Origin of the sequence: Coleofasciculus sp., from assembly GCF_046539235.1 — a bacterium.
In the GTDB taxonomy this organism is placed as follows: domain Bacteria; phylum Cyanobacteriota; class Cyanobacteriia; order Cyanobacteriales; family Coleofasciculaceae; genus Coleofasciculus.
Genome location: NZ_JBKHHI010000044.1, coordinates 1 through 25037, shown reverse-complemented (window position 1 = coordinate 25037; position 25037 = coordinate 1). Strand labels below are relative to the sequence as shown.

The following is a 25037-nucleotide window of genomic DNA, read 5'->3' as shown; positions in this document are numbered from 1 at the left end:
AAATCAAAGTCATTAGCACCAATGGCAATCATGATTTTATCGCCCAAGGGAAATTCATAGATCAAGTCATCAATAATCACATTGTTATCTGTCGCTGATTCATATCCCAAGCGAGCCATTTCTGTACCAGTCGCTTCATCGAATTCAGGGATATTTCCGGCTTCTAAGCGAACTCTTAGGCGGTCTTCTCCCATGAAGCTGGTGTCAAAGTTTAAACGAGTCCGGTGACTAAATGTAAGGTTATCACCAAACTCATCAACGTCACCATCGTCATCGTCGTCTTCACCATCAATCCTTAAGTCTTCATCACTAAATGCGCCACCTAGGTTAAAAATAACTTCCCCTTTCAGTTTGGTGGTGGTGGAAAATTGATTGTCTTCTAAGAATGCCACACGCCCTTCTAGGTTATCCACTCGTGCGCCTAAAGTTGCCAATTCTGCTTCAAATTCCTGAATTAACCGCCGCAGGGTTTCTAACTCTGTCTCGTCAAACCCCCGCATCAGCGTGGCTGACGGCGAATAAAGACAGTCCGAGTAGAGTTGGACTGAGTTTCAGCATCTTCCCGACTAGGGTTGATTTCATCAATACAATCTCCTCACACCTAATAAACTTAAAATGCTAAAATGCTTATTGGCTCATTCTTATCTAAAACGGGCGTTAACGCTAACTATGCTATGCCTCGTCATCAGACGTTTTTGTCTCAAACCCTAACCAGAATAGCAACGCCTCTTCGACTTGTCCTAACTGCTCTAAGTTTAATTCACCCAGTTTTCTCAGTAGCTTGGCGCGAGGAATTGTGATGATGCTCTGCACATCGAAGACTCCTGGTTTCAGGAATCTGGCTTTGATATTTACCTCAAAACGGGAATTTCTGGGACTTGTAGTGTGAGGGACTAGAGTAACTAGCCCACGATCTTGGTTGAGAGTAGGAATGCTGACTACTAAGCATGGTCTAACTTTGGCGACATAGCCCAGATCAACAAGCCAGACTTCGCCACGATCAGGACTACTCATACTCTGCTTCTTGTTGGTCTAGTGTCAAGAACAATTCTTCAGCATTGAAGACAAAATCTTCATCTGTCAATGGTGGAAAGTCAAAATGGACGAGCCGCTTCAAGATTTCTACGGCAATCTCAAGTTGCTCTGAATCAGGCAACTGATCAAAGGTCTGAAGAATCTTTTGAGTTGATGCAGTCATGAGCTTTAATCCAGCATATATTTAGACCTTAGCATAGGCAATTACGCAAGCGATCGCGTTTATTAATCAAGGTGCAGATTAAGAGGGGTACAGCATTGCTGTACCCCTACACCAGATGATTCAATTTGGCAACGACAGCCAAGACAGGCTTAGAAACTGAAGACAGTGCGGATAGTCCCTACCCAGATGTCATCATTGCCATCGTTATGTTCTGGGTTGAAGATGACAAAAGCGCCAGGAGTAATCGCGATATTGTCCGTCAGTTGATAGCGGTAGAAGGCTTCGAGATGATAGGAAGTGTCGTCATCTTCACGACCACCAATATCGTTATCGGTCACCTTAGGTGGCATACCGAATACAACACCCAGCTTATTCCCCTCACCGCCTAAGTCTAGCAAAGCCAAGTTAACTGCCCAGTTCCAAATATCAGCGTCAGATCCTTCGTTAGCACCCGATTTGGCTTCAGCGTCTTGATATCCAACCCAACCGCCAACAGAAAACCGACCCAATGTTGCATTCGCTTGTATCCCGAAAGAATCGGCTGAAGTTGCTACATCATTGGTAAAAGGTCGGCGTGCCAAAAGGCTACCTGTAGTCCCAGTGATATTCACATTCCCTTCGTCATCATTGAAGTCTTTTCCCCGGTAGTAAGAACGCACATAAGTTCCAGCCACGGTAATATTTTCAGTCGGCTTGAATGTTATCTGACCGAGGGCAGCGTAAGTACCGTTAAAAAGTCCCCTGTCCTCACCTGGATCTGCTCCTTCGTCAGCAAAGTAACTCGCTGACAACTCTAATACATTTCCCAACCCATAGGTTAAGGTTCCACCAGCACCGCTTCCTGTCCGATAAATCGGATTGAAGCGCCCAAAGCGGGATATAGAACCACTACCGCTACTGTCAAAGAAAGGGTTAACTACATCGATAATGGTGTCCTGAAACTCACCGTTAGCCGCATCAATTTGGACAAGGAGGTTGTCACCCAAGGGAAAGCGATACCACAGTTCATCAATAGCAATGTCATTTTCTTCTTCTCCATCAAACCCCAAGCGGGTCATGTTAGTCCCAGTAACACCGCTATTAAATTCAGCCATGTTTATGGCTTCCAAACGAGTACGCAAGCGATCGCGCCCCGTAAAGCTGGTTTCAAAGTTCAGACGCACCCGATCACCCAAGACGGTATTGGTGTCATCATCCCCACCGTCAATCGTATCACCGAAGGTATCAGCTAAGCCAAAGATGACTTCCCCTCTCAACTTGGTCGTCGTGGAAAACTGATTGTCCTCTAAGAACGCCACGCGCCCTTCCAGGTTATCCACCCGCGCCCCCAAAGTTGCCAATTCTGCTTCAAATTCCTGAATTAACCGCCGCAGGGTTTCTAATTCAGTCTCGTCAAACCCCCCTGTGCCAATCAAACGCTCAATTTGGTTCAAACAGGCATTCAAACCAGCAGCAAATTCGTAACGAGTCAAGGCGCGATTACCCCGATAAGTACCATCCGGATACCCGGCAATACAGCCATAGCGTTCAACTAAACTACGCAGCGCTTCAAACGCCCAGTCCCCTGGGGAAACATCTCGCAACTGACCCACGCTGGTTACTTGGTCAAGAGAGGTAGATCCTTCGTTGCCATAGCGCTGGATTTGCTGTAGTACCTCTTGATTTGATTCAACCGAGGTAGTTCCAGCCGCCGGAACAGGTTCAGGGAAGGTACTGTCGGCGAGTTCAAACCTGGGACTAACGGTTACAGCGGGTTGAGACGTATCCGTTGCCGGAATGGGTTCACTCAGCGTTGCACCATCATTCAACGTGGAACTGATTGAGGCTGCCGGTTCAGCGTCTAAATTCATTGCCGCTGTAGACCAACCTTCAGCCGTCTGATCGGAATTGGACTCAGCCGCCGATGCACCACTAGCCAAGAATAAAGAGGCAAATAACAGGACAGGACTTAACTTTACCGTTTTCCAGAATAGAGTTGACATAATCATGAACAATCCTCACACCTACTTCCATGCCAAAACTGTAAACGAATAAACTGTAAACCAATTGGACTGAATGAGCAATAGCTTTTTGGCATTTACTCAAACCATATCACTAAAAGTACGGTTTAACTGTTACACATTTTTATCCTCTAAGAAATAGATTCTAAATCAAAGCTGTTGAGCTGGATACCACGAAAAGATTAGAATTATTTATCTAAATCCTTACATGTAGAAATATAGAGATATAGCATATTACATCTTTATTAAGATTATTTTATGCCATGGTAATTGGTTGGTTATCTAATCGCCGAATTGCGACGACGGCTGGCTTGGGTGGATCGGTTGTACCTTTATCGGGCCAGTTAGACCCTAAAGGAACATAACGTTCTTGCTGGAATTCTTCCCCATCGAGGGTTTTTATCACAAACTTACGAGTTTCAGCCCGGTTATGCTGACGAATACCGTATCGTTCTCCTGGATGTTGTATGGCAAGGAATAGGGTTTTTTGATCGGAACTAAAAAAGGGTCCGGTGGTTTCACATTCCATCGGTCCAATGCCAAATAGATAAGCATTCCCCGCCATTGTTCCAGAGGTAGGCATACACCAGATCGAATTGTTGCCAAAAATTCCCAGCCTATCAGTTTGACTTAAGGATTCACCTTGGTCATTGACACGACTGGTCAAGGGTTGATTGTGCTTAGAGGTAGACATATCTGTCACCATCCACACATTGCCATTGTTGTCAAATTCTAGATTATCGGGATTGGAAAATCCAGCGCCCCCTTCAGCCGGTTCGCCACCCATAGCAAAGGATTCCCAGCGAAAGGTCATCGCGGCTGGGTCATCTTGGTCTTCCACCAGACGCAGAATCCAACCATATTCCCAGGGAGTTTCGCCTTTGGGTCCTTGGAAGACGCGCTTGTCAGGTCCACCATCTCCACCTGGACTACCTGAAGTAAAAGCGATATACACAGAACCATCCGCCGCCATATCTGTATCTTCGGGACGGGCGGTGGTGGTTGCACCGACTGCATTGGCGGCAAAATGGGCGTCGATTAAAATCGCTCCCTGTTTTTCGATATCATTCCCTTCGTATAGATCCCCTAGTGTGGCAAACTGCTGCTTAAACGCCAAGGCTTCTGCATCGGTTGTCACCTCAAAAATTCCCCCCTGGGGACGTTTGGGTAAGGGGACTAAGCCACCTTCTACGGTACTGGGTAACACGGGGTTAACTGGGGTACTCGGTGTTAAGGCGATCCAGCGTCCGGTGCCATCGGGTGCAAATATCGCCGCATACAGCATTCCCTCGGTCATTAAACGGGAATTGGCTTTATCGGTTGGATCACTAACCCTGTCTTTACTCACAAACTTATATAAATGACCCCCTCGACGATCGCATCCCGAATATACCGCTAAGGGTTTGCCGGATACAACCTTAAACGCCACGGCTTCATGACGGAATCGACCTAACCAAGTGTGCTTTGTGCCGTAATCATTGGCATCAGCCGGATCAACTTCCACCATCCACCCATATTTATTCCCAGCTAAGCCCAAAACATTACCTCGCCCATCGACAAAATAATCATTAATAATAAACGGCAGCGCGGCGGGGTCAAAGGATGTCCCATCAGCGTAAACTGGTTCTGGTACTTGGTCTTGAAAATTTTCCTCTGCACTGAATACCGTTCCCCAAGGCGTGGTTCCACCTGCACAATTTTGGATTGTACCAATAATGCGATCGCCTAAGCCATCACTATACCCTTGTCCTTGAGTCTTCTGGAAAACTGCCACAGCCGGACCTGTGGCTTTAAGATAGCGATCGTCTTCTAATCCGGATATCCCGGTAATCCGTCTATCTGCACGAGAATTGGTTCTAGTCCATGTTCCATCGGCGGTTCGACGAATTGAAATCACACCCAATCCCTGATCAATCAAACCCGCTTGCGAAATCTGGCGAATTTTGGCTTTTAGCGGATCAGCATCGGGCAAAGCAAAGGCATTAATCTTACCATCACTCTTCACCGCAACGGCTTTAACCTCTGCAAATGGCAATGACTCACCGATGACCTGAGAATAGGTTTGCATCCAAGTGCCACCGCTGATATATTCAAAATTAATGGTCAGGTATCCCTCATCCTGACCTGTTTCAATAAAGGATAAATAATCATTGTTATAGCCAAAGCGAGAATCCCCTACCTGATCTCCCCAAGCACCAATCACATCGTAAGTAAAGCCGTCTGGCAGTACCAAATCATCTACCACCTCATAACGGCTGTAGGCTTCCACTTGTTTCGTCGATGGCACGCGATCGCTTTCTAAAGGCAGAGGACCCTTGACGGGTTTAAAACTCAGATTACCTGTATTCGGGTTAATTTGGGTTAATGAACCAGAACCATTCTGAGCCGGAGTACTACAAGAACCCAGTGCTACCGTTCCGGCACTAGCTCCCAGAAATAGCAAAAAATCACGACGTTTGAGAGCCATAGCTCACCCTTCTCCCTTTCAGATTTGGGTTTTGTGAGAGGAATATCCTATATACGATGCAATGATATCCTATAGTGTGCAGGTTAAAAAATGGTAAGGTTACGGTAATCTTTGGGTTAAGTTGCTTCTAATAACGATGAACAAGGGCGGGTTTTGTTGTTCCGTTATCGGTGAGGCGGGGCGGGTTTTGTTGTTCCGTTATCGGTGAGGCGGGGCGGGTTTTGTTGTTCCGTTATCGGTGAGGTGGGGCGGGTTTTGTTGTTCCGTTATCGGTGAGGCGGGGCGGGTTTTGTTATGCAGTTATCGGTGAGGCGGGGCGGGTTTTGTTGTTCCGTTATTAGTAAAAAGCTAGCGCTAGTTCCTAAACCCGCCCCTACAGTTCCTAACCCCCCTACAGTTCCTAAACCCGCCCCTACAGTTCCTAAACCTGCCCCTACAATCTTTTGCCTCCTGCTTTCTTCTCTAGGAACGATGACCTGTAACAATATAGGTTACTCGTTGACCAATGTTGGTTGCATGGTCAGCCATACGCTCGATATGGCGAATTGCCAAGACCAAGAGTACAATTGGCTCAACTACACCTGGAATATCTCGCTGATAGGCTAATGTTTGATAAAGATTATCGTAGGCATCATCTACTTTATCATCTAATACTTTAACCGCTTGTCCTGCCGTTGCATCCAAATCAGCTAATGATGCCAAACTCGATGCTAACATTGCTTGAGCATGGTGGGACATTTCTTCAATTTGGGGTATACAAGGATGAGGTGGGTAAGCGAATAGTTTTACCGAAATTTCCGTTAAATCCTCAGCATAATCGCCAATACGTTCCAAATCTCGGATTAATTGCATAAAGGCACTAACCAGGCGGAGATCTTGTGCTACTGGCGATTGAAGTGTGAGGAGAGAGGCACACTCTATTTCTATGTGGCGGTAGTAGCGATCAATTCGTTTCTCAACTGAGGTAATTTCCTGGATTGCTTCCAGATTTTGGTAAAATAGAGCTTGATGACCGAGGCGGAAGGAATTTTCCACCAATGCACCCATCCGCAGCACATCCTGTTCTAAGCGGTTAAGGGCGCGTTTAAAGTGATTGCGATCGCAAGGGCGGTTTGCAGAAGATAGACTCACCTCATTCTAATTTGTGGCTGGATACCTCCTGCATACTGTGGTATGGTCTGGGAGGAAAGCCACACCTCCTAACTAAATTTACTGATACGGAAAGTGGTAAGTAGAAAGCGGTACAATTTCTACCCAATTGCTTAATGCTTTAAGACATCTCCCCTGTACGGGGTCAATTACGTCTACTTCTATTGATAGCAGATCAAGGTTAAATTGTAGTAAACTATCGGCTGGCAAGTGGGGGGTGGTTCATGGTTGATGGTTCATGGTTGATGGTTCATGGTTCATTGTTCATGGTTCATGGTTCATTGTTGATGGGTAATCCTCTTCCCCTGCTTCCCCTGCTTCCCCTGCTTCCCCTGCTTCCCCTGCTTCCCCATCTCCCCCATCTCCCCTATCTTCCCCATCTCCCTCAAGCCAATTTAAACTCCCTTGTCTCTCCTTGTACCATTTCATACACCTCACCCTGGAAGCCAACGCAGACAGGCTGAGACCAGCCGCGATCAAAAGAAACGGTTATCTTTTCATCCGTAAACCGCAGTGATAACCAATGTCCTCGATAGCGCAATCGTAGACGTATATCGGATAGTTCTCGGGGTAGGGACGGATTAAACCACAATACCTGATCGCGAATATCCAACCCTGTATAACACCGTTGCATCAGATCCACCGTTCCCGCCATCGCCCCTAAGTGGATGCCTTCAGGTGTTGTACCTCCCTGAACGTCATCAATATCGCTATGGAGAGCTTCGGTAAAGAATTTCCACGCTTTTTCGCGGTCAGATCTGGACAATACCCAGGAATGCACCATCCGGCTGAGCGTGGAACCATGGGAGGTGCGCTGCATGTAATAGTTGATATTGCGGGGAATTGTTTCCGCATCGAAGGGGTAGCCCATATATTCAAACAGATCCTGCAACGTCTCCGACGAGAACAGATAGAACAACATCAGTACATCAGCCTGCTTGCTGGCTTTGTAACAATTAGCATCGTCATCCTCCGCCTCTAAAATGCGATCAAGGCGCTGGATGTCACCGTATTTTTCTCGATAACCCTCCCAGTCAAATTCCTTGAGGTTCTCATACCCCTCAAACTGGCTAATAATTCCTTCCTCGTGGAACGGCACAAACATCTTGCGACTGATTTCCTCCCAGCGAACCAGTTCTTCGTCCCCGATGCCCAGAACCTCGGTCAACTCTTCGCGGCGCTTTTCGTCGAGCAACTGTAACACGCCACTGGCACAACGTAGTATCCATGCCGTCATCACGTTTGTATAAGCGTTATTATTTAATCCTGGCGTATCCGTATCGGGATAATGGGTGTGGAATTCATCAGGACCCATGATACCACGAATCTCATAGCGATCGCGATCGGCGTTATACATGGTAATACTTGCCCAAAATCGGGCGAGTTCTAGCAATAGTTCTGCGCCGTAATAGGAGAGAAACTCCATATCATTCGTCGCTTGGTAGTACCGCCAAACGTTATAGGCAATTGCCGCATTGACGTGACGTTGCAGATTGGAGTTATCCGGAATCCAACGTCCAGAACGAGGATTCAGGTGCAAGACTTGGCTTTCCTCACGTCCATCACTACCACTTTGCCAGGGAAACATTGCGCCCTTGTACCCGGCTGTACAGGCTAAATGCCGCGCTTCGGTGAGGCGGCGGTAACGGTACATTAGCAGGGAACGGGTCAATTCCGGTAGGCGCAGATTCAGGAAAGGAAAAATGAATAACTCATCCCAGAGGATATGTCCGCGATAGGCTTCCCCATGCCATCCTCGCGATGGTACGCCCACATCCCGATCAATGGTATTCGTTGAGGTGGATTGTAGCAGATGGAAGATATGTAACCGCAAAATAAACTGGGTTTCGATATCACTGTTTTCCAGGTTAATATCAGCAATACTCCAGAGATGACGCCATTTGAGCTGGTGCGATCGCCATAAATCCGCAAAGCCTGACGCTCGGCGCACAGTCTTCCGGGCTTCTACTCCAGGTTCGCTGATGGCAAAGTCCCTGGATGTATAAATCGCGACAATCTTCTCAACCCGCAGTTCCTTCTGTTGCTGACATGGCACAAATAAGTGCTGGGCAATCCGTCCATTCTCATCCCGACGCTCTCGCTGAGTTGGCACCACCACATCACCCTCGAAGACTTGGGTTCGCGCGGCTTGGGTCATGCGGATATGAGACTGATTGGTGCAAACACTTAGAAAAATAGCGTCTTCACCGTCATAGCCAGTCTCCAGGATGTCCAAATGCTTACTATTAAGCTGTCGGTAACGCTCGACATTCTGATTAGATACAGTCCCATCGAGTGCAGAACGAATCTCGATTTCTCCTGACCAATTATGGGCAACTAGCCGCCACTCAATCGCGGCTAAATGGGGATTTTCTTGATGCACAATCCGGCGGCTGGTGAGCGTAAACTCGCGTTCGTTGGCGTCACGGAACCGCACTTGTCGTTCCAGCACACCACACTTTACATCTAAACAATAGGAAAAATCTAATACGTCAACCGCATCGATATCGAACCAGTCGCCGTCTTGGGGGCGAAAGTTCAGGGAAAGCCAATTGGGAAAATTGACCAGATCTTCGTTTTCCAGAACACGACCCGCTATATTCGTTTCCAATCGATTATACCCGCCGGCTAAGTAAGTACCGGGATAATGAGGACCCCCGGCATTCACCTCCTCGAACGCGCCGCGTGTGGCAATGTAGCCATTTCCCAAGGTACAGAGTGCTTCCCGCAATCCCTGTTGTTCTGGTTCCCAATTGGGGTAGATTAGTTGCCAATCGTGCGTTGTTCGTTCAGCCACGATTCTAATTCCTTTCGTTGAGTGTTTTCAGTAATGCTTGGAAAAACTGCTTCACCTCGTCGGGGTTTCGCAGATAATAATCAGCCTGGGTTGGTTCGTCTGGCATACCCACACGAATACCAATCCCGCGATCGCGCAGCGCTTGGAAGGCATCTTCGTCGGTGGTATCGTCGCCTAAATACATCGGCAGCACATCCGGTGTGTTTATGTCAAGTTGATCCAGCAACCAGCAGACAGCACGTCCTTTATCCCAGGGTACATCTGGCTGTAGTTCAAATATCTTTTTTCCCCGGCTTTGGCGTAACTGTGGATGGTGGTGAACCACCTGATCAACAATGGCTTGAATCCGTTCTATATCTGACTCAGCCACTTCTCGATAATGAAGTGCGATCGCAAACCGTTTCCGTTCCACTTTCGCCCCAGGAATGGGTTTGAGTTGTTCTCTTAACTGGTTTTCCGCCTCATCTAGTTCCGGGAGACTGGCTTGGGCTTGCTGTTGCTGCATTTGGATACCACCCCCGGCGACATCAAAGCCGTGGCTACCGGCATAGTAGAGTTTATCGATACCCACCATGTTCTGCACATCCGCCAAATCCCGTCCACTAATTACCGCCACAATTACCTGATCGGATAACTGTAGGAGTAGCGATCGCATGTCCTGAGACAGGGTAGCGGCTTCGGGGCGTTGTACAATCGGCGTCAGCGTACCATCATAATCTGTAAATAACGCCAATTGGCGATCGCGCAGCCGATTCTCAATGGCGCTAATTTGTTCTAGGGCAGAAGGTAGGGATTGAGCGGTTTTCTCTGGCTTAACCGAGATATCGCGCAAATCTCGAACCACGACATCCGCACCATGTTGGCGTAACGCTTCACCACCGCGATCGCGCACCACACCGACAACTAAACCAAACTGTCCCGCCTTTGCTGCTTTCACCCCAGATATCGCATCTTCCACCGCGATCGCATTTTCCGGTTCCACAGCCAGTTCACGGGCGGCTTGTAAAAAGATATCGGGTGCGGGTTTACCGTTAAGGTTCAGTCGTTGAGAATCAACACCATCAACCTTCGTATCAAACAGGTGTTTGATCCCTGCTGTATCCAAGATGGCTTCGCAGTTGCGACTGGAGGATATAACAGCAGTTTTGAGACCCTGTTCTCGCCAGTGATGAATCTGCTCTATTGTATCAGGATAGGTTTCCACGCCTTCCTTTTGCATTACATCTAGAAAAAGCTGATTCTTGCGGTTTCCCAACCCACAGATGGTTTCTTGATCACTCGAATCATCAGGACTTCCTTGGGGCAATTCAATCCCACGGGAGGCTAAGAAACTTTTTACCCCATCGTAACGGGGCTTACCATCCACGTATTCATGGTAATCCGCATCAATATCAAACGGCGTATAATCGTCTCCCTGATGTTGGCAACGTTGGTGCAGATAATCATCAAACATCTGCTTCCAAGCCTGGGCGTGTAAACGCGCCGTCTGGGTAATGACGCCATCGAGATCTAAAATGACCGCTTTATACTGGTTTTCGCTCATAACTTAGCTGATAGTCGTTCACCACTTGGCGCGATACCTCCGGAGTCGTCTCGGACGATTGCACGACCAAACTGTCCAGGAGTCATCCTTGTCTATTGGTTAGCTTACTGGGGATTAAATGGTATCGCCTCAGTCTTTAGAGGAATTTACTTGGTCAAGACGCATTACCATGAGTTGGCACAAAAATCTTGTATCTTGATTCAGATTTTACTTCATCCCTGGAGTTGAGACGACACATTCAACCCAAAGCGGAGTAACACTGATTTCTCTGAGTCAAGAGGAAGGTTAGCGGTCAGGAGAGAGAGGTTAGTTACACAGATTTCACAGAGGCGTTAGTTCTCGCTTGCCCAAGGATGGAAAGATGATTAGTCCCCGATCAAAAAATGATTAACTTGTGGGGGGATTATTTCCTTGTCTGTGTCAATCTGTGTTCCTCACCATTGAGTAACTACGGCTCTAACTTCGGCAAACTGATAACATACCGATCGCCAGATTCTGACAAACCCTGTACCGACAGTTTTCCGTGGTGGAGTTCGGCTAAATGACAACTGAGAAATAAGCCCAAACTTTCACGAGACTCTGTTTTCAGCAGCATTTCCTTCCCATTCACCATCAAGGTTTTGGACATTGAGACACTGGACATAATGGGCGTTTCCCATGTCGAGAAAACAGGGGAAGCCGCCTCACCGTTTTGCTTGTGCTTCTGGCTTTCTCGCCCGATTAAGGATACATCAGTTAATTCCTCATAGACTGTGGGAACACCCTCTCCTAGCCACGGATGAGACACCCAAACCGCTATATTGAGCCGATCAATTTTGCGAGAAACATGAAGCCGAATTTCTCCTCCTGCTTCTGCTGAATAAATCACACTCAAGATAACGTAGTACAGCATTTGCTGCACTTTGTCCTTATCAAGTAACCACAGCCGAGTTCCCGGTTCTACCGTCAAACGAATTTGTTGCTGATTTTGCTCTGCGGTTTCAACCAGAGAATGAATTGCCTTTTGACACAGCATTTCAATATCGACCGGACTCAAATTCAGATCGGGTGGATTATTAATTTCATCGAACACATCCAGAGCCATAATTTCCTCAACCAGGGAGACTAGATGTTGACCACTTTGATGGATAATTTCTAAATATTCTTTCTGTTTGTCAGTGAGTTCACCATAAATTTGGCGATTGAGAACACTTGCCATGCCCATAATTGAGGTTAATGGAGTTCGCAGTTCTTGGGTTAGATGTGTGAGCAGTTGCAGCTTAATTGAGTGAGTTGAAGAGAAAGGGGCAGAGAATTCGCTAACCATACCCTGAGGAAAATTGGATTGATTGGGGGTTAGGGATTCACTCGCCTGAGGAAAATCAGGTAGAATCGGGGCGTGCGATCGCAACTGATAATTTCGCTCAAATTCACTCAGACACCATCGGGCGGTCATTGCCAAAAACTGAATATCTCTAGGGGTAAAAGAGCGCGGAACTAAATCCATAACCGCCAACGTACCCAAGCACAATCCATCAGCGGTGAATAAAGGCGCTCCCAAATAAGCGCGAATACCGTAGTAACCCACGAGCAAACTTTGGGCAAAAACTGGATTACTTGCCGTATCATGAATTGCTAAAACCTGCTGACTCTCTACCACATAAGTACAGAAACTTTCCTGACGCAGCAATTTACGAGATTGAGCAAGGGGATTCATTAAACCCACTCTCGATAAACCAATGGCTGATTGAATCAGGAGTTGATCATCTGTGACGAAACCTAACCAACCAATAGGAACCTCTAAAAATCGCACCGCCGTCTGAGTCGCTTCCTCGAAAACGGATACTCCTTCGGTTTCGAGTAAACCAAGTTCCTTGAGAGTAGCAAGCCGTTTTTGGTCTTGTGCGGTTGAGTTCAAACCATTGAGATGACAACAAAATCTCGTTTCCAGCTCTGCCATAACTCCCCTTTGCCGATAGACTCTAGAAATAGACAAATTCAACGTATCTAAGCCAACCCATAATGTTACGCTTCATACATAAGGTTCCCCGGTGAGGTAGAAAAACCAACATAATTTGTAAAAGCATGTAGAGACGTGCCATGGCACGTCTCCTACCATGGCACGTCTGGGAACTCCAGGTACCATGGCACAGGAGGGGAGGAGCAGGGGAAGCTAAGGCAGATGGGGGTGCTGTAGGGGCACCATCCTTGCGCCCATCCAGGCAGATGAGGGAGATGGGGGAGTTAACTCAAAACCAAGAAGCGAAGGATAAAGTTGCATCTGGGTGAGAGAAGAAACGATAGTAGTGAAACCCGCCCCGGAAAGACGCGCCATGGCACGTCTCTACAATTCCCCAATCCCCTTAAAATCCCAAACTGGAAATAATGCAAGTCCAGAACTTTCTCACTCATTACCGCCAAGGAGACCGTAATTTTGCCCAGGTTGACCTGAGTGGTGTTAACCTGAAGGGGGCAGATTTGCGGACGATTAACTTAAGTGGGGCTAACCTGACGAATGCTAACCTCAGTTGGGCGTCCCTTGACTATGCGAATCTCAGTGGTGCTTGTCTGCATCAGGCAGATTTACATAACGCCATCCTTCAGCACAGTAATCTGAACCAAGCCATCTTGACCCGTGCCAATCTCAGTAAGGTGGATGGGCAATTCGCTAGTCTTTGCCAAGCCAACTTAAATTGGGTAGAAGCCCCCTATTGTAACTTGAGTGGTGCGAATCTCCAGGCAGCCCAGTTGAATTATAGTAATCTTACCGGGGCTACCCTGGATAAAACTCAGCTGATTAGCACGCAGTTAATGGCGGCTAATCTCTGCCACGCCAGTCTCATTGCTGCCAATCTTACCACAGCCAACCTGGGGGAAGTTCTATTAGAGAGAGCCAATTTACGAGACGCGATATTAGTCGGTGCGACATTAACCGCAGCGAATCTGCGTCAGGCTTGTTTGCGCTGTGCCAATCTGACTCAGGCGGAGTTCTATCGAGCTATTTTAACCGATGCCGATCTCAGTGAAGTCACAGGCGATCGCGTAAATTTGAGTCGGGCAAATCTGATGGGGGCGTATTTACTCAGAGCTAGCTTCGTTGGCGCTAATTTGCGACACACGGTTCTACAGAATGTCTATTGTTTACAGACGAATTTGACGGCGGCTAATCTGCAAGGGGCGGATTTACGACAGGCTGATTTAAGTGGGGCTTATTTAAACGAAACGATTTTAACCGAGGCAAATTTAACCGATGTCTATTTGATTGGCAGCTATTTAATTCGCCCCCAACTAGAGCAAGCCCAACTCACTGGCTGCTGTATCCACAACTGGCATTTAGAAGAGGTAGATTTTACCAAGGTCAATTGTCGTTACCTATTTACTCAGTTTAATTGGGAAACGAAAACCCCAAGTAAACGCTATCCGCCTACAGGTGATTTGATACCGGGACAACTGAGTCAAGAGAAAACAACTGATTTGCTCTTAATCGAGGTTCCTTTCTCGGAGATGCCAAATAGAGAAGTATTGGTATTTACCCTCGCCCAAGTGGAACAGGAATATCCTGATCTAAAACTGTCGCTGAAAGCCTTGAGTAAACAATTCGATCACTATATTCTTCACCTATCGGCAAAAACAGAAGTCAATCCTCAAGCGGTGAGTCAACGCATCCTACAACTTTATCCTCAAATGTACCAGCGTTTTGCCCATCACCGTCACAGAATTTGGCAATTGCTAGAGATAGACAAATCGGGAGCCTGCCAAGTCAACTCGTCGTTAAATTCTGCTACCTCACCCAATCCAACTCAAGTTTTAGCCAATAATCGCCGCCGGATCTATAAAGAAGTTATTCATCAAATCCAACAAATTATTCTATCTCAGCCGCCTGACAAATGCGCCGAAGGTATACAGCGACTGTTGGATTTTTTACATCAACAGAATATTCCCACCCAAGATATTGTGCAGAAAATCATTCGTCAAGCCATGCTCAGGCGGGCGAAACGCGATCCCTTATTTCAAGCCCAGTTATTGGCATGGGAAAAAACGGCGGATCAAGCGGCTCGTCTGTCTTTAACCGGACAAGCTATGCATAGCGCGATCGCTCTTATCCTGTCTCAAGTCCAGCCCCCTTAGACAACCATCCCTGACTTAATTACGAATTAGGGCTTGTTGCCAAAACCGGAAAAAAAAGCGTTTGTCTAAGGAAAAGCTTAACTAACACTTGACAAATAAGCGAATTTTCAGTATAAGAATGATCAGTCTTAGGTGAGAGAGGCGGTAAAGTTTTTTTAACATTCAACAGTTCTGGATGGAGAATAGAGCAAATTCTGTTAAAGTTCTGTGATCAGTGGGTAATCCCCTCTCTGTATCGTGTATGATAACAAGCTACAACCCTCAGGAACTATCAAAACCGAGGCTGAGAACCCCCGTGTTTTAACCGGGGGATGAAAGCCTCGACAAGGTTTTAACCTTGCGTTTCCTGTGGCTTTCCTTGTGCAGATTCCTATTTTATAGGAAATAATAAAGGGGGTGATTAAACTGTATAGAACCATTCCAATTAAAGCCAAGTTTACTGATGAAGAGAAAGCGTACCATCTAGACCAATGCCAGAATGCTAATAGCTTAATTAATTGTGCAATTTATCACACCAGGCAGACTCATTATCAGTGGAGAGAGGAGCAATCTAACGCTTTTTCTGTCTATTGGCGGGGTGATGAGTTGCGTTGTGGGTGGAAGCTGTACAAATGTCGTACAACTTACCCAGAGTTAGATAAGGCGCTTAAACTTAACCCACATTACAAAGCGTTAGCCGCCCAAGCTGCACAGCAAACATTAAAGTCTGTAGGTGAATCAATCAAAAGCTACAACAGCTTGGTTGACGCCTATTACCAGGGGGAGGTTAACCGCCCATCGTTACCTGGCTACAGAAAGAAAGGTGGCTTGGCTGCGGTAACTTTTCCCAGGCAGGCTCTAACTTACAAAGATGGGTGTTTTAGCCCGTCCATTAGCCGAGAAACTAAGCCTGAACTAATCACTCAGATTGAGTTACCATTGCCAGAGTTTATTGACTCAGATTGGGTTAAAGAGGTAACGATTCGTCCTTGCTTAGGTGAGCTTTGGATTGATTGGGTAATAGATGACGGGAAGGAACCCATCAAGGTCAACCCTAACTTGGATTACTCTCACGCCTGGGGATTTGACCACGGTGGCACTAATTGGTTAACCGGAGTATCAACCCACGGGGAAAGTCTGATCATTGACGGGCGTAAGCTCAAGTCGATGAATCAAGGGTATTGCCGCTTAGTTGCCAAGTATAAGCATGGCAAGTCCGAATTTTACTGGGATACCAATTTAGACCGAGTGCAACGTAAGCGAAATAACCAGATGAGGGATGCCATTAACAAGGCAGCTAGATTTATCGTTAATCGGTGTTTGGTTGACGGCATTGGTAATCTGGTTATCGGCTGGAATGAGGGACAAAAAAACGGTTCCCAGATTGGGAAACGGGGAAACCAAAACTTTATGCCCATTCCCACGGGGAGGTTAATTGAACGCCTCAAACAGCTTTGTACAGAGTATGGGATTGTGTTGACCCTGACAGAAGAAGCATATACCAGCCAAGCATCATTCTTAGATGGTGATTCGTTACCGAAACACGGTGAGAAACCCCAAAGGTGGACACCATCGGGGAAAAGAGTGAAACGTGGACTGTATAAAGCATCTGGCAATCAGCTAGTTAACGCTGATTGCAATGGGGCGGGGAATATACTCAGAAAAGTAGCCACACAGCTAGGGTTAAATCTAGCCAAGGTGGGTAGAGGCAGCTTGACACTGCCAAAACGGTATGACTTGTTTTCTAAGCTAAAACGATCATATCGTGAGAAATGTGAAGCGACAGTCTTTCAAGCTGTCGCGTAGCATCAACTCAGAATCCACTCTCTTTTAAGGAGTGGAGATGTCAACCTAAACCCTTAATTCAGTGTAGCTGCCGTTTCTTAAGGAGATTAGTCCATTGCCTCGTCGTTACCTATTTACGTCCGAATCAGTTACAGAAGGTCATCCCGATAAAATCTGTGATCAGATTTCCGATACGATCTTAGATGCTCTACTCACTCAAGACAACCGCAGCCGTGTTGCCGCAGAAGTGGTAGTTAATACCGGATTGGTCTTGATTACAGGTGAAATTACCTCCAAAGCCAATGTAAACTACGTTGATATAGCCCGCAAAAAAATTGCCGAAATCGGCTATACCGACGCAGATAACGGCTTCTCCGCCAATAGCTGTTCGGTCTTAGTCGCCCTGGATGAACAATCTCCCGATATTTCCCAAGGTGTCACCACCGCCCAGGAAACGCGAGACAAGTTGAGTGACGATGAACTCGATGCGATTGGTGCTGGGGATCAAGGGTTGATGTTTGGTTTTGCCTGCAACGAAACCCCAGAACTTATGCCTATGCCCCTGAGTCTGGCACATCGCTTGTCACGGCAGTTAACCGCTGTCCGTAAGTCAGGACAGTTGCCTTACCTGCGTCCCGATGGCAAAACCCAAGTTACGGTACTCTACGAAGACGGCAAACCCATCGGTATTGATACCATCTTAATCTCCACCCAACACACCGCCACCATTGGTGAGATTTCCAGCGAAGCGGCTGTCCGAGATAAAATTAAAGAGGATCTCTGGTCAGCAGTGGTCGAACCCGCGTTTGGAGATATTGAGATTAAGCCAGACAATAATACCCGTTTCTTAGTCAACCCCACCGGGAAATTTGTGATTGGTGGACCCCAAGGGGATTCAGGTCTCACCGGGCGTAAAATCATTATTGATACCTACGGTGGCTATTCCCGTCACGGCGGCGGGGCATTTTCGGGCAAAGACCCCACCAAGGTAGACCGTTCGGCAGCCTATGCTTGTCGTTATGTTGCCAAAAACATTGTGGCAGCAGGTTTAGCCGAAAAGTGCGAAGTTCAACTCAGTTACGCCATTGGTGTTGCCCGTCCTGTCAGTATTATGGTGGAAACCTTTGGTACAGGTAAAGTTGAAGAAGAAAAATTACTAGAACTGGTACAACAGCATTTTGAACTGCGTCCAGCCGGGATTATTCAAGCCTTTAATCTGCTGGAACTCCCTAAATTAAGAGGGGGTCGCTTCTATCAAGATGTCGCGGCTTATGGTCATTTTGGACGTCCTAATTTGGATTTGCCTTGGGAACATACGGATAAAGCGGAACTACTTAAAGAAGCCCTCAAACCATCATTAGCCACCGTGTAAGCCGATTAATTAGAACCCTGACTTCTTCAAGCAGTCGGGGTTCTGGATGAATCTCGTCATTTGTCTTATGTCCTTTGCCAAAAGTGCAGATTCATGAACCCCACCCTACTTGGTGGGGGCGGGAATTATCGCGAATTATGTTGATTTTAAACTCTATATCAGCGAAGATTTCCATCTATTGATAGATGCATCTTCGCCAGGTTTCAACTAGGTTGAGAGTGAGAATTAAACAAAAGAAGGACAAGTTAAAGTATGGCAGCTTCAAATCCGCTCAAAGGCACTGATTTAGTTGATTGTGCTAAAGCGAACGCCAAGCAGGGACCCGCAACAGCCGCTAAACTCTGTGGCTACGGAGACGATATCTCAACCTTTACAGCGGAACTCAAGAAAGCCTGTGAGGGTATGGGTATCGAAATTGATCAAGTCAGCGATTTAATGACTGAACAGCAGGCTCGAATTAAAGGTGACGCTGAAGTTATTGCTCCAGAAACACCAACCAACCTTTAACTAAACAACAGAGGAATACTTCGCTTGTCAGAAGTTCTCCCATCTAGGGGAACTTTTGGTTAGTGGGGAATCATTGGTTATCAATTTTATAGAGAACCCATTTCCATTCCCTATCTACTACCACACCTGGAATATTGGCATGCCAATCTGAGCGGGTAAGGATATAATTGGCATCAAACTTCCTAGCAATAGTTACTAATTCGGAACTACTTCGTTTTTGGAAAAGAGCATCTACATTATGCCAGGATAGTGGAGGTTTTGTTGCTCCTAAAACAGTCTCTATGCGATTTGCCCATTCTCGGAGTCCACTGTCTGTGTAAGGAGAACTATTAAATGTAAAAACCAGGGATCTCTGAGAGTAGAACCTAAACTTTGTCAAGGAAGGAGGAGATAAGACAAGCGCATCTGGACTACTCTCTTGACGAAACCGTAAAGCTAGTTTGGTCAAGCTATCTCCCGGAACTTGATATAAAGTAATTCTCTTTTGAAAGAAATCCGATAAATTACCAGGCAAAACTTCCCATAAACCAAGACCCAAGAATGTGCAACTGGTGAACGCTAGAGCAGAGGTAGTAATTATCTTAATTCGACGGGTTGCTAAAAAAAACTCTTCCCAAATAAATGGGGAAGCAAGAACAAAGAAAAGAGCGGATTTCCAGAATACACGATTTAATGCCTCTGTTAGGGAAGAGGGAGGCGGATAGAAGGCAAAAAGAAGTAGCAAGACGAATACAGTTATCCAAGTAACTTTTCGTGATTGTACTAATTGAAAAGAATTCTTAGCTTTTAGGATGATTAAACCCACAGCTACACAAAATAAAAGTATAGCACCATTATGCAGTATTGGAGTTATAAGTAACAGTAAACTAACCGCCCTGTTGCCTTGTTGATAATGTTCATAGACCAACAGGCTGATAGCGATGAGTACCATAAGCTGTGCGAAGGGAGTCGTTCTTGCTAGCTGTAGCTTGGCGAATAAAGACAAGGGATATATTTCTACAAAAAGGTAACCCAGTAAAATTGCGAAAAATGATGTAAAAATAACGATAACGAGATTAAATTTATCTTCTGAACTTAGAGATTCAGAACTTTTAATACATAATAAACCTCCAGCCATAAACAAGACCAAATTTCTCCAGAGTCGCGTTGGCCAACTGGAAGGAATAATATGGTGGGGTTGACGGATGTGTCCGTAGAGGTATACAAATTCTGCATTGTCAATTATTCCAGTACCAGTATTCCCGCTAACTACCATTGGTACATAAACTAAACAGGCTAAAATACCTAGAGTTAGAAAAGTAAATAATATACTTGGCAGTTTATTTGTTCTCTTTGCCTCAAGAAAAAGCATCGGAGCCATCAATAATCCTGGAATAATTCCTACGAGAAACTGGATAATGCAGGCTAGTCCGAAAAATAAATAGCCGAATATCCACCGTTTGCAGAAACAAAAATAAATTCCCCATATTGTCAAACCCATGGCAAAGATTGCTGGGATAGGTTCTGATCTAAATAGAGAGACATACCCGATAGTTCCATCTACAGCAACTAGACCCAAAAATGCTAATACTGTTGCTGGTAACCTGGCGTCACTGAACCGCTTGCCAAGAGCATACAACCCCAATATGAAAGAAGAAAAAGATATAAGATAATATAAAAAGTAGGTTAGCGGTAATCCTAGACCGACTTTTGCTGTGAAATACATTAAGTATTGATAGTAATATCGTGGTGTTATCTGAAGTGTGTCCTGAACATAAAAATCTTTTGGGTACAAATCTGGATTTAATAAAGATAGAACCGGAGGTACTTCTATAAGATTATTGGATGAAGGAAATTTATAACCATAAGCTATTAGTGAAGCAGAGAGAATGAATATCCATAGACAGGTTGTTAGTAGTGCGTTTTTTGATAATTTTTTCATTTTCTTAAACTCTAATTAATTGATTTACTGTGTATTAATCTGATTATTTTTGTATTTTTATTAAGTTTTTATGCTTGCTTGATTTGCACTTTTTTAAAAAATAATGACTAAAAATGTGCAATCACTTTACATGTATTTACCTAATACAATGTATGGTTACCTGACCCTCGATTGAGTGAGATGACAAAAGACTTTTGACTTGGTACAGACGTTCCGATAGAACGTCTGTACTGAATGCGTAACTTCCACGGCAGTGGTACTAAAACCCTAATTCAGCAATCGGAAAAATCAGGGAGGGTAGCAAAGCCTCAGAAAGAGGAGTTTTGAATTAAATTAAATTAGACACACAACTGAGTCAGGTACACCAATTATCTCTCCTTATCTCTAAACCTTCGCCGTATCCGCAAAGCGAATCTTGAGATAATCCTCCTCAATCTTAGCACCAGCTGGTTTCAGTGCAGCTAAGGCTTGGGGGAGGACAAGATTGCGGCGGTGATTGCCAATCCGTACATTTAACTCATCCCCCGTTTTATTCAATTGGATATGGTCTTTCGGTATACCCGGTAGATACAGTTCTAAGCTATATTCGTTTTGGTTTTGGACAACCCGAATTGTGTTTTCCTGGTAGTAAACCTGAGTTGGGTCTTCGTCTGCATACAAGGTTTGCTTGAGTCGTTCTAGCGCCTCAAGTCCGCACATCTCTTCGGCAAAGAGGGGAACTTCTTTAACCGGAAGCGGACTAAAGTTTTGGTGAATTTCCTGGCGATATTCTTGCTGATGTTCTTTCCAATGTTGGAAGAAAGGGTCGGTTACTTGGTCTGGGATAATCCGATTGGCAACGACTAAATCTGTAGAAACATTGTACAAGCTGAGGTAGGCGTGGGCGCGGAGGGATTCTTTAATCACCATTTTTTCGGGATTGGTGATTAACCGGACTGAGGTTTTGGTGTTATCGGTAAGGACTTTTTCGAGCTGTTCAATTTGCTCGTAGAATTCATAAGGAGCATCCATTACCTCATTATCGGGTAACGAAAATCCCGCGATGGGTTTGAACAGGGGTTCAACCAGGGGTCTCAACGCCACAGACATTTTTTGCAGGGGTTTATAAAAGCGGCGCATATACCAACCCCCAACTTCCGGTAAGCTGAGAAGTCGTAGGGCGGTTCCCGTGGGTGCTGAATCGATAATTAGCACCTCGTACTCCCCTTCGTCATAGTGACGCTTCATCCGCACCAGACCGAAAATTTCATCCATTCCCGGAAGAATGGCTAATTCTTCCGCCTGAACCCCTTCCAGTCCCCGTGCTTGCAGTACCTGGGTAATATAGCGCTTCACCGCACCCCAGTTTCCTTCCAATTCCATCAGCGCATCCAGTTCCGCCCCCCAGAGGTGAGGACGGACGAGTCGGGGTTCGTGACTGAGTTCCAGGTCGAAACTATCTGCGAGGGAATGGGCGGGATCTGTACTCAGCACTAAGGTTTTATAACCCAATTCGGCACAACGCAAACCTGTTGCGGCGGCTACGGAGGTTTTCCCGACTCCGCCTTTGCCTGTCATCAAAATTACTCGCATAGATAATTTCGCTCACCTGAGAAAGCTTTACATTTATTTACTGTATCGGGTTTTCACCGAAACAGTTGCTTGAGAACATCCCAGGGGGGGATATCCCAATAATCGATATGGGAAGAAATTAGTCCATCTGCATTGAGACGTAATTCACTCCAACCGGGGATAGAAATTCGTGGTTTCCAGGGGAGGGGTGTTGTCCAGCTTAAAGTCCAGCGCGTTTTGATGGTATTGCCGGATTGGCAAATGTCGTGCAGGTCGAGTTGGGGATTGATGAACCAGGTTTGGATAAATCCCAGCATTTGTTTGTAGCGATCAAGTCCCCGGAACTGGTTGAGGGGGTCTTGGAAAAAAACATCGTTGGCGTAGATACTGTAGGTTTGGTCAACGGGGAAGCGTTGATAGTCCTGTTTGAGGATTTCAATAATGTCTCTATTTGTCATTTATTATCGCTGATATGTTACTAGGTTGAGTCTTCTACAATTTGTAAGTATTGAATTAGCGCACTCAAGGCATGTTGTACATAATCAATGCGTACTGGAAGCCGGGGGAGCTCTTGAAGCCGGGGGAGAGAAAGTTATATCTTTGAATGCAACTTGGTATTAGTGCTACATTTGCGGCAACAGTGGCGGTAAAATACATCATCTGGTGTTTCAGGAGAAGCCGTAAGCTTTGCAACAATTATTACAGATTTCCCGACTCATCGATGCCTTCAACGAATGGGTTGGTCGCTTAACCTACTGGCTAGTATTACTGATGATCGCGATCGGTACATGGAATGTCGCCGGACGCTATATTGGCTATTTCGTCGGTCAAAACCTCAGTTCCAATGCCTTTATCGAAGGTCAATGGTACTTATTTGACCTGGTATTCCTCTTGGGTGCCGCCTACGCCCTGCGCCATGATGAACATGTGCGGGTGGATGTGTTCCATAAAAGTTGGTCTCCGAAATGGAAAGCCCTAGCTGATTTAATCGGTACGCTGTTATTCTTAATTCCCTTTTGTTTAATGGTAATTTATTTCTCTTGGGGAACTATTCTCAACTCCTGGGCAATTCGGGAAATGTCGCCTGATCCGGGGGGATTACCCCGCTATCCGATCAAATCCATGATTATTGTCAGCTTTGTCCTCCTGATTCTGCAAGGGATTTCCCAAGGGATTAAAAACTGGGCAATTTTCACAGGCTATCTCACACCCCAGGAGGAACATCATGATGCTGGAGTATGAATGGTTAGGTCCTTTGATGTTTGCTGGGGCGTTGGTATTTCTGTCCCTGGGCTATCCTGTGGCATTCTCTCTGGGAGGAGTTGCGATCGCGTTTGCGATTATTGGTGTGAGTTTGGGTGTCTTTGACCCCATCTTCCTGACTGCCATGCCCCAGCGCATTTTTGGGATCATGGGAAATTATACCCTATTAGCAATCCCTTATTTTATTTTCTTGGGTTCCATGCTGGAAAAATCTGGCATCGCTGAACGCCTGTTAGAAACCATGGGAATTCTGTTCGGGCGCCTGCGGGGGGGGACTTGCTTTAGCCGTAGTTGTCGTGGGGACGCTATTAGCCGCTACTACTGGGGTTGTCGCCGCAACCGTAGTGGCAATGGGACTGATTTCTTTACCGATTATGCTGCGCTACGGCTATGATAAACGGTTGGCAACGGGGGTAATTGCTGCATCGGGGACATTGGGACAAATTATTCCTCCGAGTGTGGTTTTAGTCGTATTAGCGGATCAGTTAGGAATTTCTGTCGGGGACTTATTTATTGGTTCCTTAATTCCTGGGTTATTAATGACAGCGGCATTTGCTGTACATGTATTAATTGTGGCATGGCTTAAACCTAGTGCTGCACCCGCTTTACCTGCTGAGGTTCGCAACATTGGCGGTAAAGCTTTAGGACGTCGAGTTCTGTTTGCCATGTTCCCACCGTTATTATTAATTCTTTTAGTCTTAGGCAGTATCTTTTTCGGTATTGCTACACCAACAGAAGCCGGGGCGGTGGGTTGTGTGGGTGCGATGGTACTTGCGGCGGCTAATCGTCAGTTAAGCTGGTTATCGTTGCGCCAAGCCTGTGACGCCACGCTACGAATTACCAGCATGGTAATTTTTATCTTACTGGGTTCTACGGCGTTTAGTTTAGTCTTTCGCGGGTTAAATGGCGATCAGTTTATGTTTGATATTCTCGCCAATTTACCCGGAGGTCAGATTGGCTTTTTGGCAGTGAGTATGGTAACGGTATTTATTTTAGGCTTTTTTATTGACTTTTTTGAAATCGCCTTTATTATCGTTCCCTTGTTTGCTCCTGTGGCGGAATCTTTGGATGTGAACCTTGTCTGGTATGGGGTTATTTTGGGGGCGAATTTACAAACGTCCTTTCTCACACCCCCCTTTGGCTTTGCCCTGTTTTACTTACGGGGTGTCGCCCCACCGGAGGTGAAGACGACAGAGATTTATTGGGGGGTAATTCCCTTTATTTTGCTTCAGGCGCTAATTGTTGTCTTAATTATCGCGTTTCCGGAGTTAGTTAGTTTTCTTCCCTCGTTGAGTCGCTAATAGCAGTTGTCAAGACTCAACTGTAGCGAGCAAGATGCTTAATGTAGCGAGCAAGATGCTTAATGTAGCGAGCAAGATGCTTAATGTAGCGAGCAAG

At 46.0% G+C, this 25037-nt stretch carries 19 protein-coding genes and 1 pseudogene; 7 read left to right on the top strand and 13 right to left on the bottom strand.

The window, feature by feature from the left end:
• The 10 genes from ACLFWI_RS06315 to ACLFWI_RS06270 form a co-directional block, all read right to left on the bottom strand.
• The coding region (locus ACLFWI_RS06315) for an iron uptake porin (protein WP_446412223.1) at window positions 1-500 on the bottom strand (500 nt) is incomplete at its 3' end.
• Window positions 501-672: 172 nt separating this feature from the next.
• The gene (locus ACLFWI_RS06310; RefSeq protein ID WP_446410294.1) at window positions 673-1014 is read right to left on the bottom strand and encodes a type II toxin-antitoxin system PemK/MazF family toxin; all 342 of its coding nucleotides are present in this window, start codon (window positions 1012-1014) and stop codon (window positions 673-675) included.
• Window positions 1007-1198 carry a hypothetical protein gene (locus ACLFWI_RS06305; RefSeq protein WP_446410293.1) on the bottom strand — a complete coding sequence of 64 codons (192 nt, stop codon included), beginning with the start codon at window positions 1196-1198 and terminating at the stop codon, window positions 1007-1009. The genes ACLFWI_RS06310 and ACLFWI_RS06305 overlap by 8 nt, the downstream gene beginning before the upstream one ends.
• A 149-nt stretch (window positions 1199-1347) precedes the next feature.
• Window positions 1348-3186, bottom strand: a complete 1839-nt coding sequence (locus ACLFWI_RS06300) for an iron uptake porin (protein WP_446412222.1) — start codon at window positions 3184-3186, stop codon at window positions 1348-1350.
• A 268-nt stretch (window positions 3187-3454) separates the two neighbouring features.
• Complete coding sequence (locus tag ACLFWI_RS06295) at window positions 3455-5665, bottom strand: PhoX family protein (protein ID WP_446412221.1); 2211 nt, start codon at window positions 5663-5665, stop codon at window positions 3455-3457.
• 462 nt (window positions 5666-6127) lie between these two features.
• Window positions 6128-6796 carry a phosphate signaling complex protein PhoU gene (gene phoU, locus ACLFWI_RS06290; protein WP_446412220.1) on the bottom strand — a complete coding sequence of 223 codons (669 nt, stop codon included), beginning with the start codon at window positions 6794-6796 and terminating at the stop codon, window positions 6128-6130.
• A gap of 282 nt (window positions 6797-7078) precedes the next feature.
• Window positions 7079-7243 carry a hypothetical protein gene (locus ACLFWI_RS06285; protein WP_446412219.1) on the bottom strand — a complete coding sequence of 55 codons (165 nt, stop codon included), beginning with the start codon at window positions 7241-7243 and terminating at the stop codon, window positions 7079-7081.
• Complete coding sequence (locus tag ACLFWI_RS06280; protein ID WP_446412218.1) at window positions 7200-9611, bottom strand: glycoside hydrolase family 65 protein; 2412 nt, start codon at window positions 9609-9611, stop codon at window positions 7200-7202. Before ACLFWI_RS06280 ends, ACLFWI_RS06285 begins: the two co-directional genes overlap by 44 nt.
• A gap of 4 nt (window positions 9612-9615) precedes the next feature.
• Window positions 9616-11154 (bottom strand): trehalose-phosphatase, encoded by a 1539-nt coding sequence (gene otsB, locus ACLFWI_RS06275; RefSeq protein ID WP_446412217.1) that lies wholly within the window; start codon window positions 11152-11154, stop codon window positions 9616-9618.
• Window positions 11155-11602: 448 nt separating this feature from the next.
• Window positions 11603-13093 (bottom strand): GAF domain-containing sensor histidine kinase, encoded by a 1491-nt coding sequence (locus tag ACLFWI_RS06270; protein ID WP_446412216.1) that lies wholly within the window; start codon window positions 13091-13093, stop codon window positions 11603-11605.
• 140 nt (window positions 13094-13233) lie between these two features.
• Between ACLFWI_RS06270 and ACLFWI_RS06265 the strand changes: the two genes are divergently transcribed.
• The 5 genes from ACLFWI_RS06265 (at window position 13234) to ACLFWI_RS06245 (ending at window position 18904) form a co-directional block, all read left to right on the top strand.
• Window positions 13234-13422, top strand: coding sequence for a hypothetical protein (locus ACLFWI_RS06265; protein ID WP_446412215.1), 189 nt, complete (start codon window positions 13234-13236; stop codon window positions 13420-13422).
• 96 nt (window positions 13423-13518) lie between these two features.
• Window positions 13519-15261, top strand: coding sequence for a pentapeptide repeat-containing protein (locus ACLFWI_RS06260; RefSeq protein WP_446412214.1), 1743 nt, complete (start codon window positions 13519-13521; stop codon window positions 15259-15261).
• A 405-nt stretch (window positions 15262-15666) separates the two neighbouring features.
• Entirely contained in the window at window positions 15667-17046 is a 1380-nt protein-coding gene (locus tag ACLFWI_RS06255) for an RNA-guided endonuclease InsQ/TnpB family protein (RefSeq protein ID WP_446412224.1), read from the top strand.
• A 94-nt stretch (window positions 17047-17140) separates the two neighbouring features.
• A complete protein-coding gene (gene metK, locus ACLFWI_RS06250) occupies window positions 17141-18397 on the top strand; it encodes a methionine adenosyltransferase (protein ID WP_446412213.1) in 1257 nt (418 codons plus the stop codon).
• Window positions 18398-18649: 252 nt separating this feature from the next.
• On the top strand, window positions 18650-18904 hold the full coding sequence (locus ACLFWI_RS06245) for a hypothetical protein (protein ID WP_446412212.1): 255 nt from the start codon (window positions 18650-18652) through the stop codon (window positions 18902-18904).
• Window positions 18905-18974: 70 nt separating this feature from the next.
• Here ACLFWI_RS06245 and ACLFWI_RS06240 read toward each other — a convergent pair whose 3' ends face one another.
• The 3 genes from ACLFWI_RS06240 to ACLFWI_RS06230 all read right to left on the bottom strand — a co-directional run bounded on the left by ACLFWI_RS06240 (window position 18975) and on the right by ACLFWI_RS06230 (window position 22834).
• On the bottom strand, window positions 18975-20825 hold the full coding sequence (locus tag ACLFWI_RS06240) for a DUF6798 domain-containing protein (protein WP_446412211.1): 1851 nt from the start codon (window positions 20823-20825) through the stop codon (window positions 18975-18977).
• A gap of 384 nt (window positions 20826-21209) precedes the next feature.
• Window positions 21210-22397, bottom strand: coding sequence for a TRC40/GET3/ArsA family transport-energizing ATPase (locus tag ACLFWI_RS06235; RefSeq protein ID WP_446412210.1), 1188 nt, complete (start codon window positions 22395-22397; stop codon window positions 21210-21212).
• 53 nt (window positions 22398-22450) lie between these two features.
• Entirely contained in the window at window positions 22451-22834 is a 384-nt protein-coding gene (locus ACLFWI_RS06230) for a DUF2358 domain-containing protein (RefSeq protein ID WP_446412209.1), read from the bottom strand.
• A gap of 229 nt (window positions 22835-23063) precedes the next feature.
• Between ACLFWI_RS06230 and ACLFWI_RS06225 the strand changes: the two genes are divergently transcribed.
• Both ACLFWI_RS06225 and ACLFWI_RS06220 read left to right on the top strand, forming a co-directional pair.
• A complete protein-coding gene (locus tag ACLFWI_RS06225; protein ID WP_446412208.1) occupies window positions 23064-23618 on the top strand; it encodes a TRAP transporter small permease subunit in 555 nt (184 codons plus the stop codon).
• Window positions 23602-24940 (top strand): annotated as a pseudogene (locus ACLFWI_RS06220) (TRAP transporter large permease). The gene ACLFWI_RS06225 and the pseudogene ACLFWI_RS06220 overlap by 17 nt, the downstream one beginning before the upstream one ends.
• Window positions 24941-25037 lie beyond the last annotated feature (97 nt).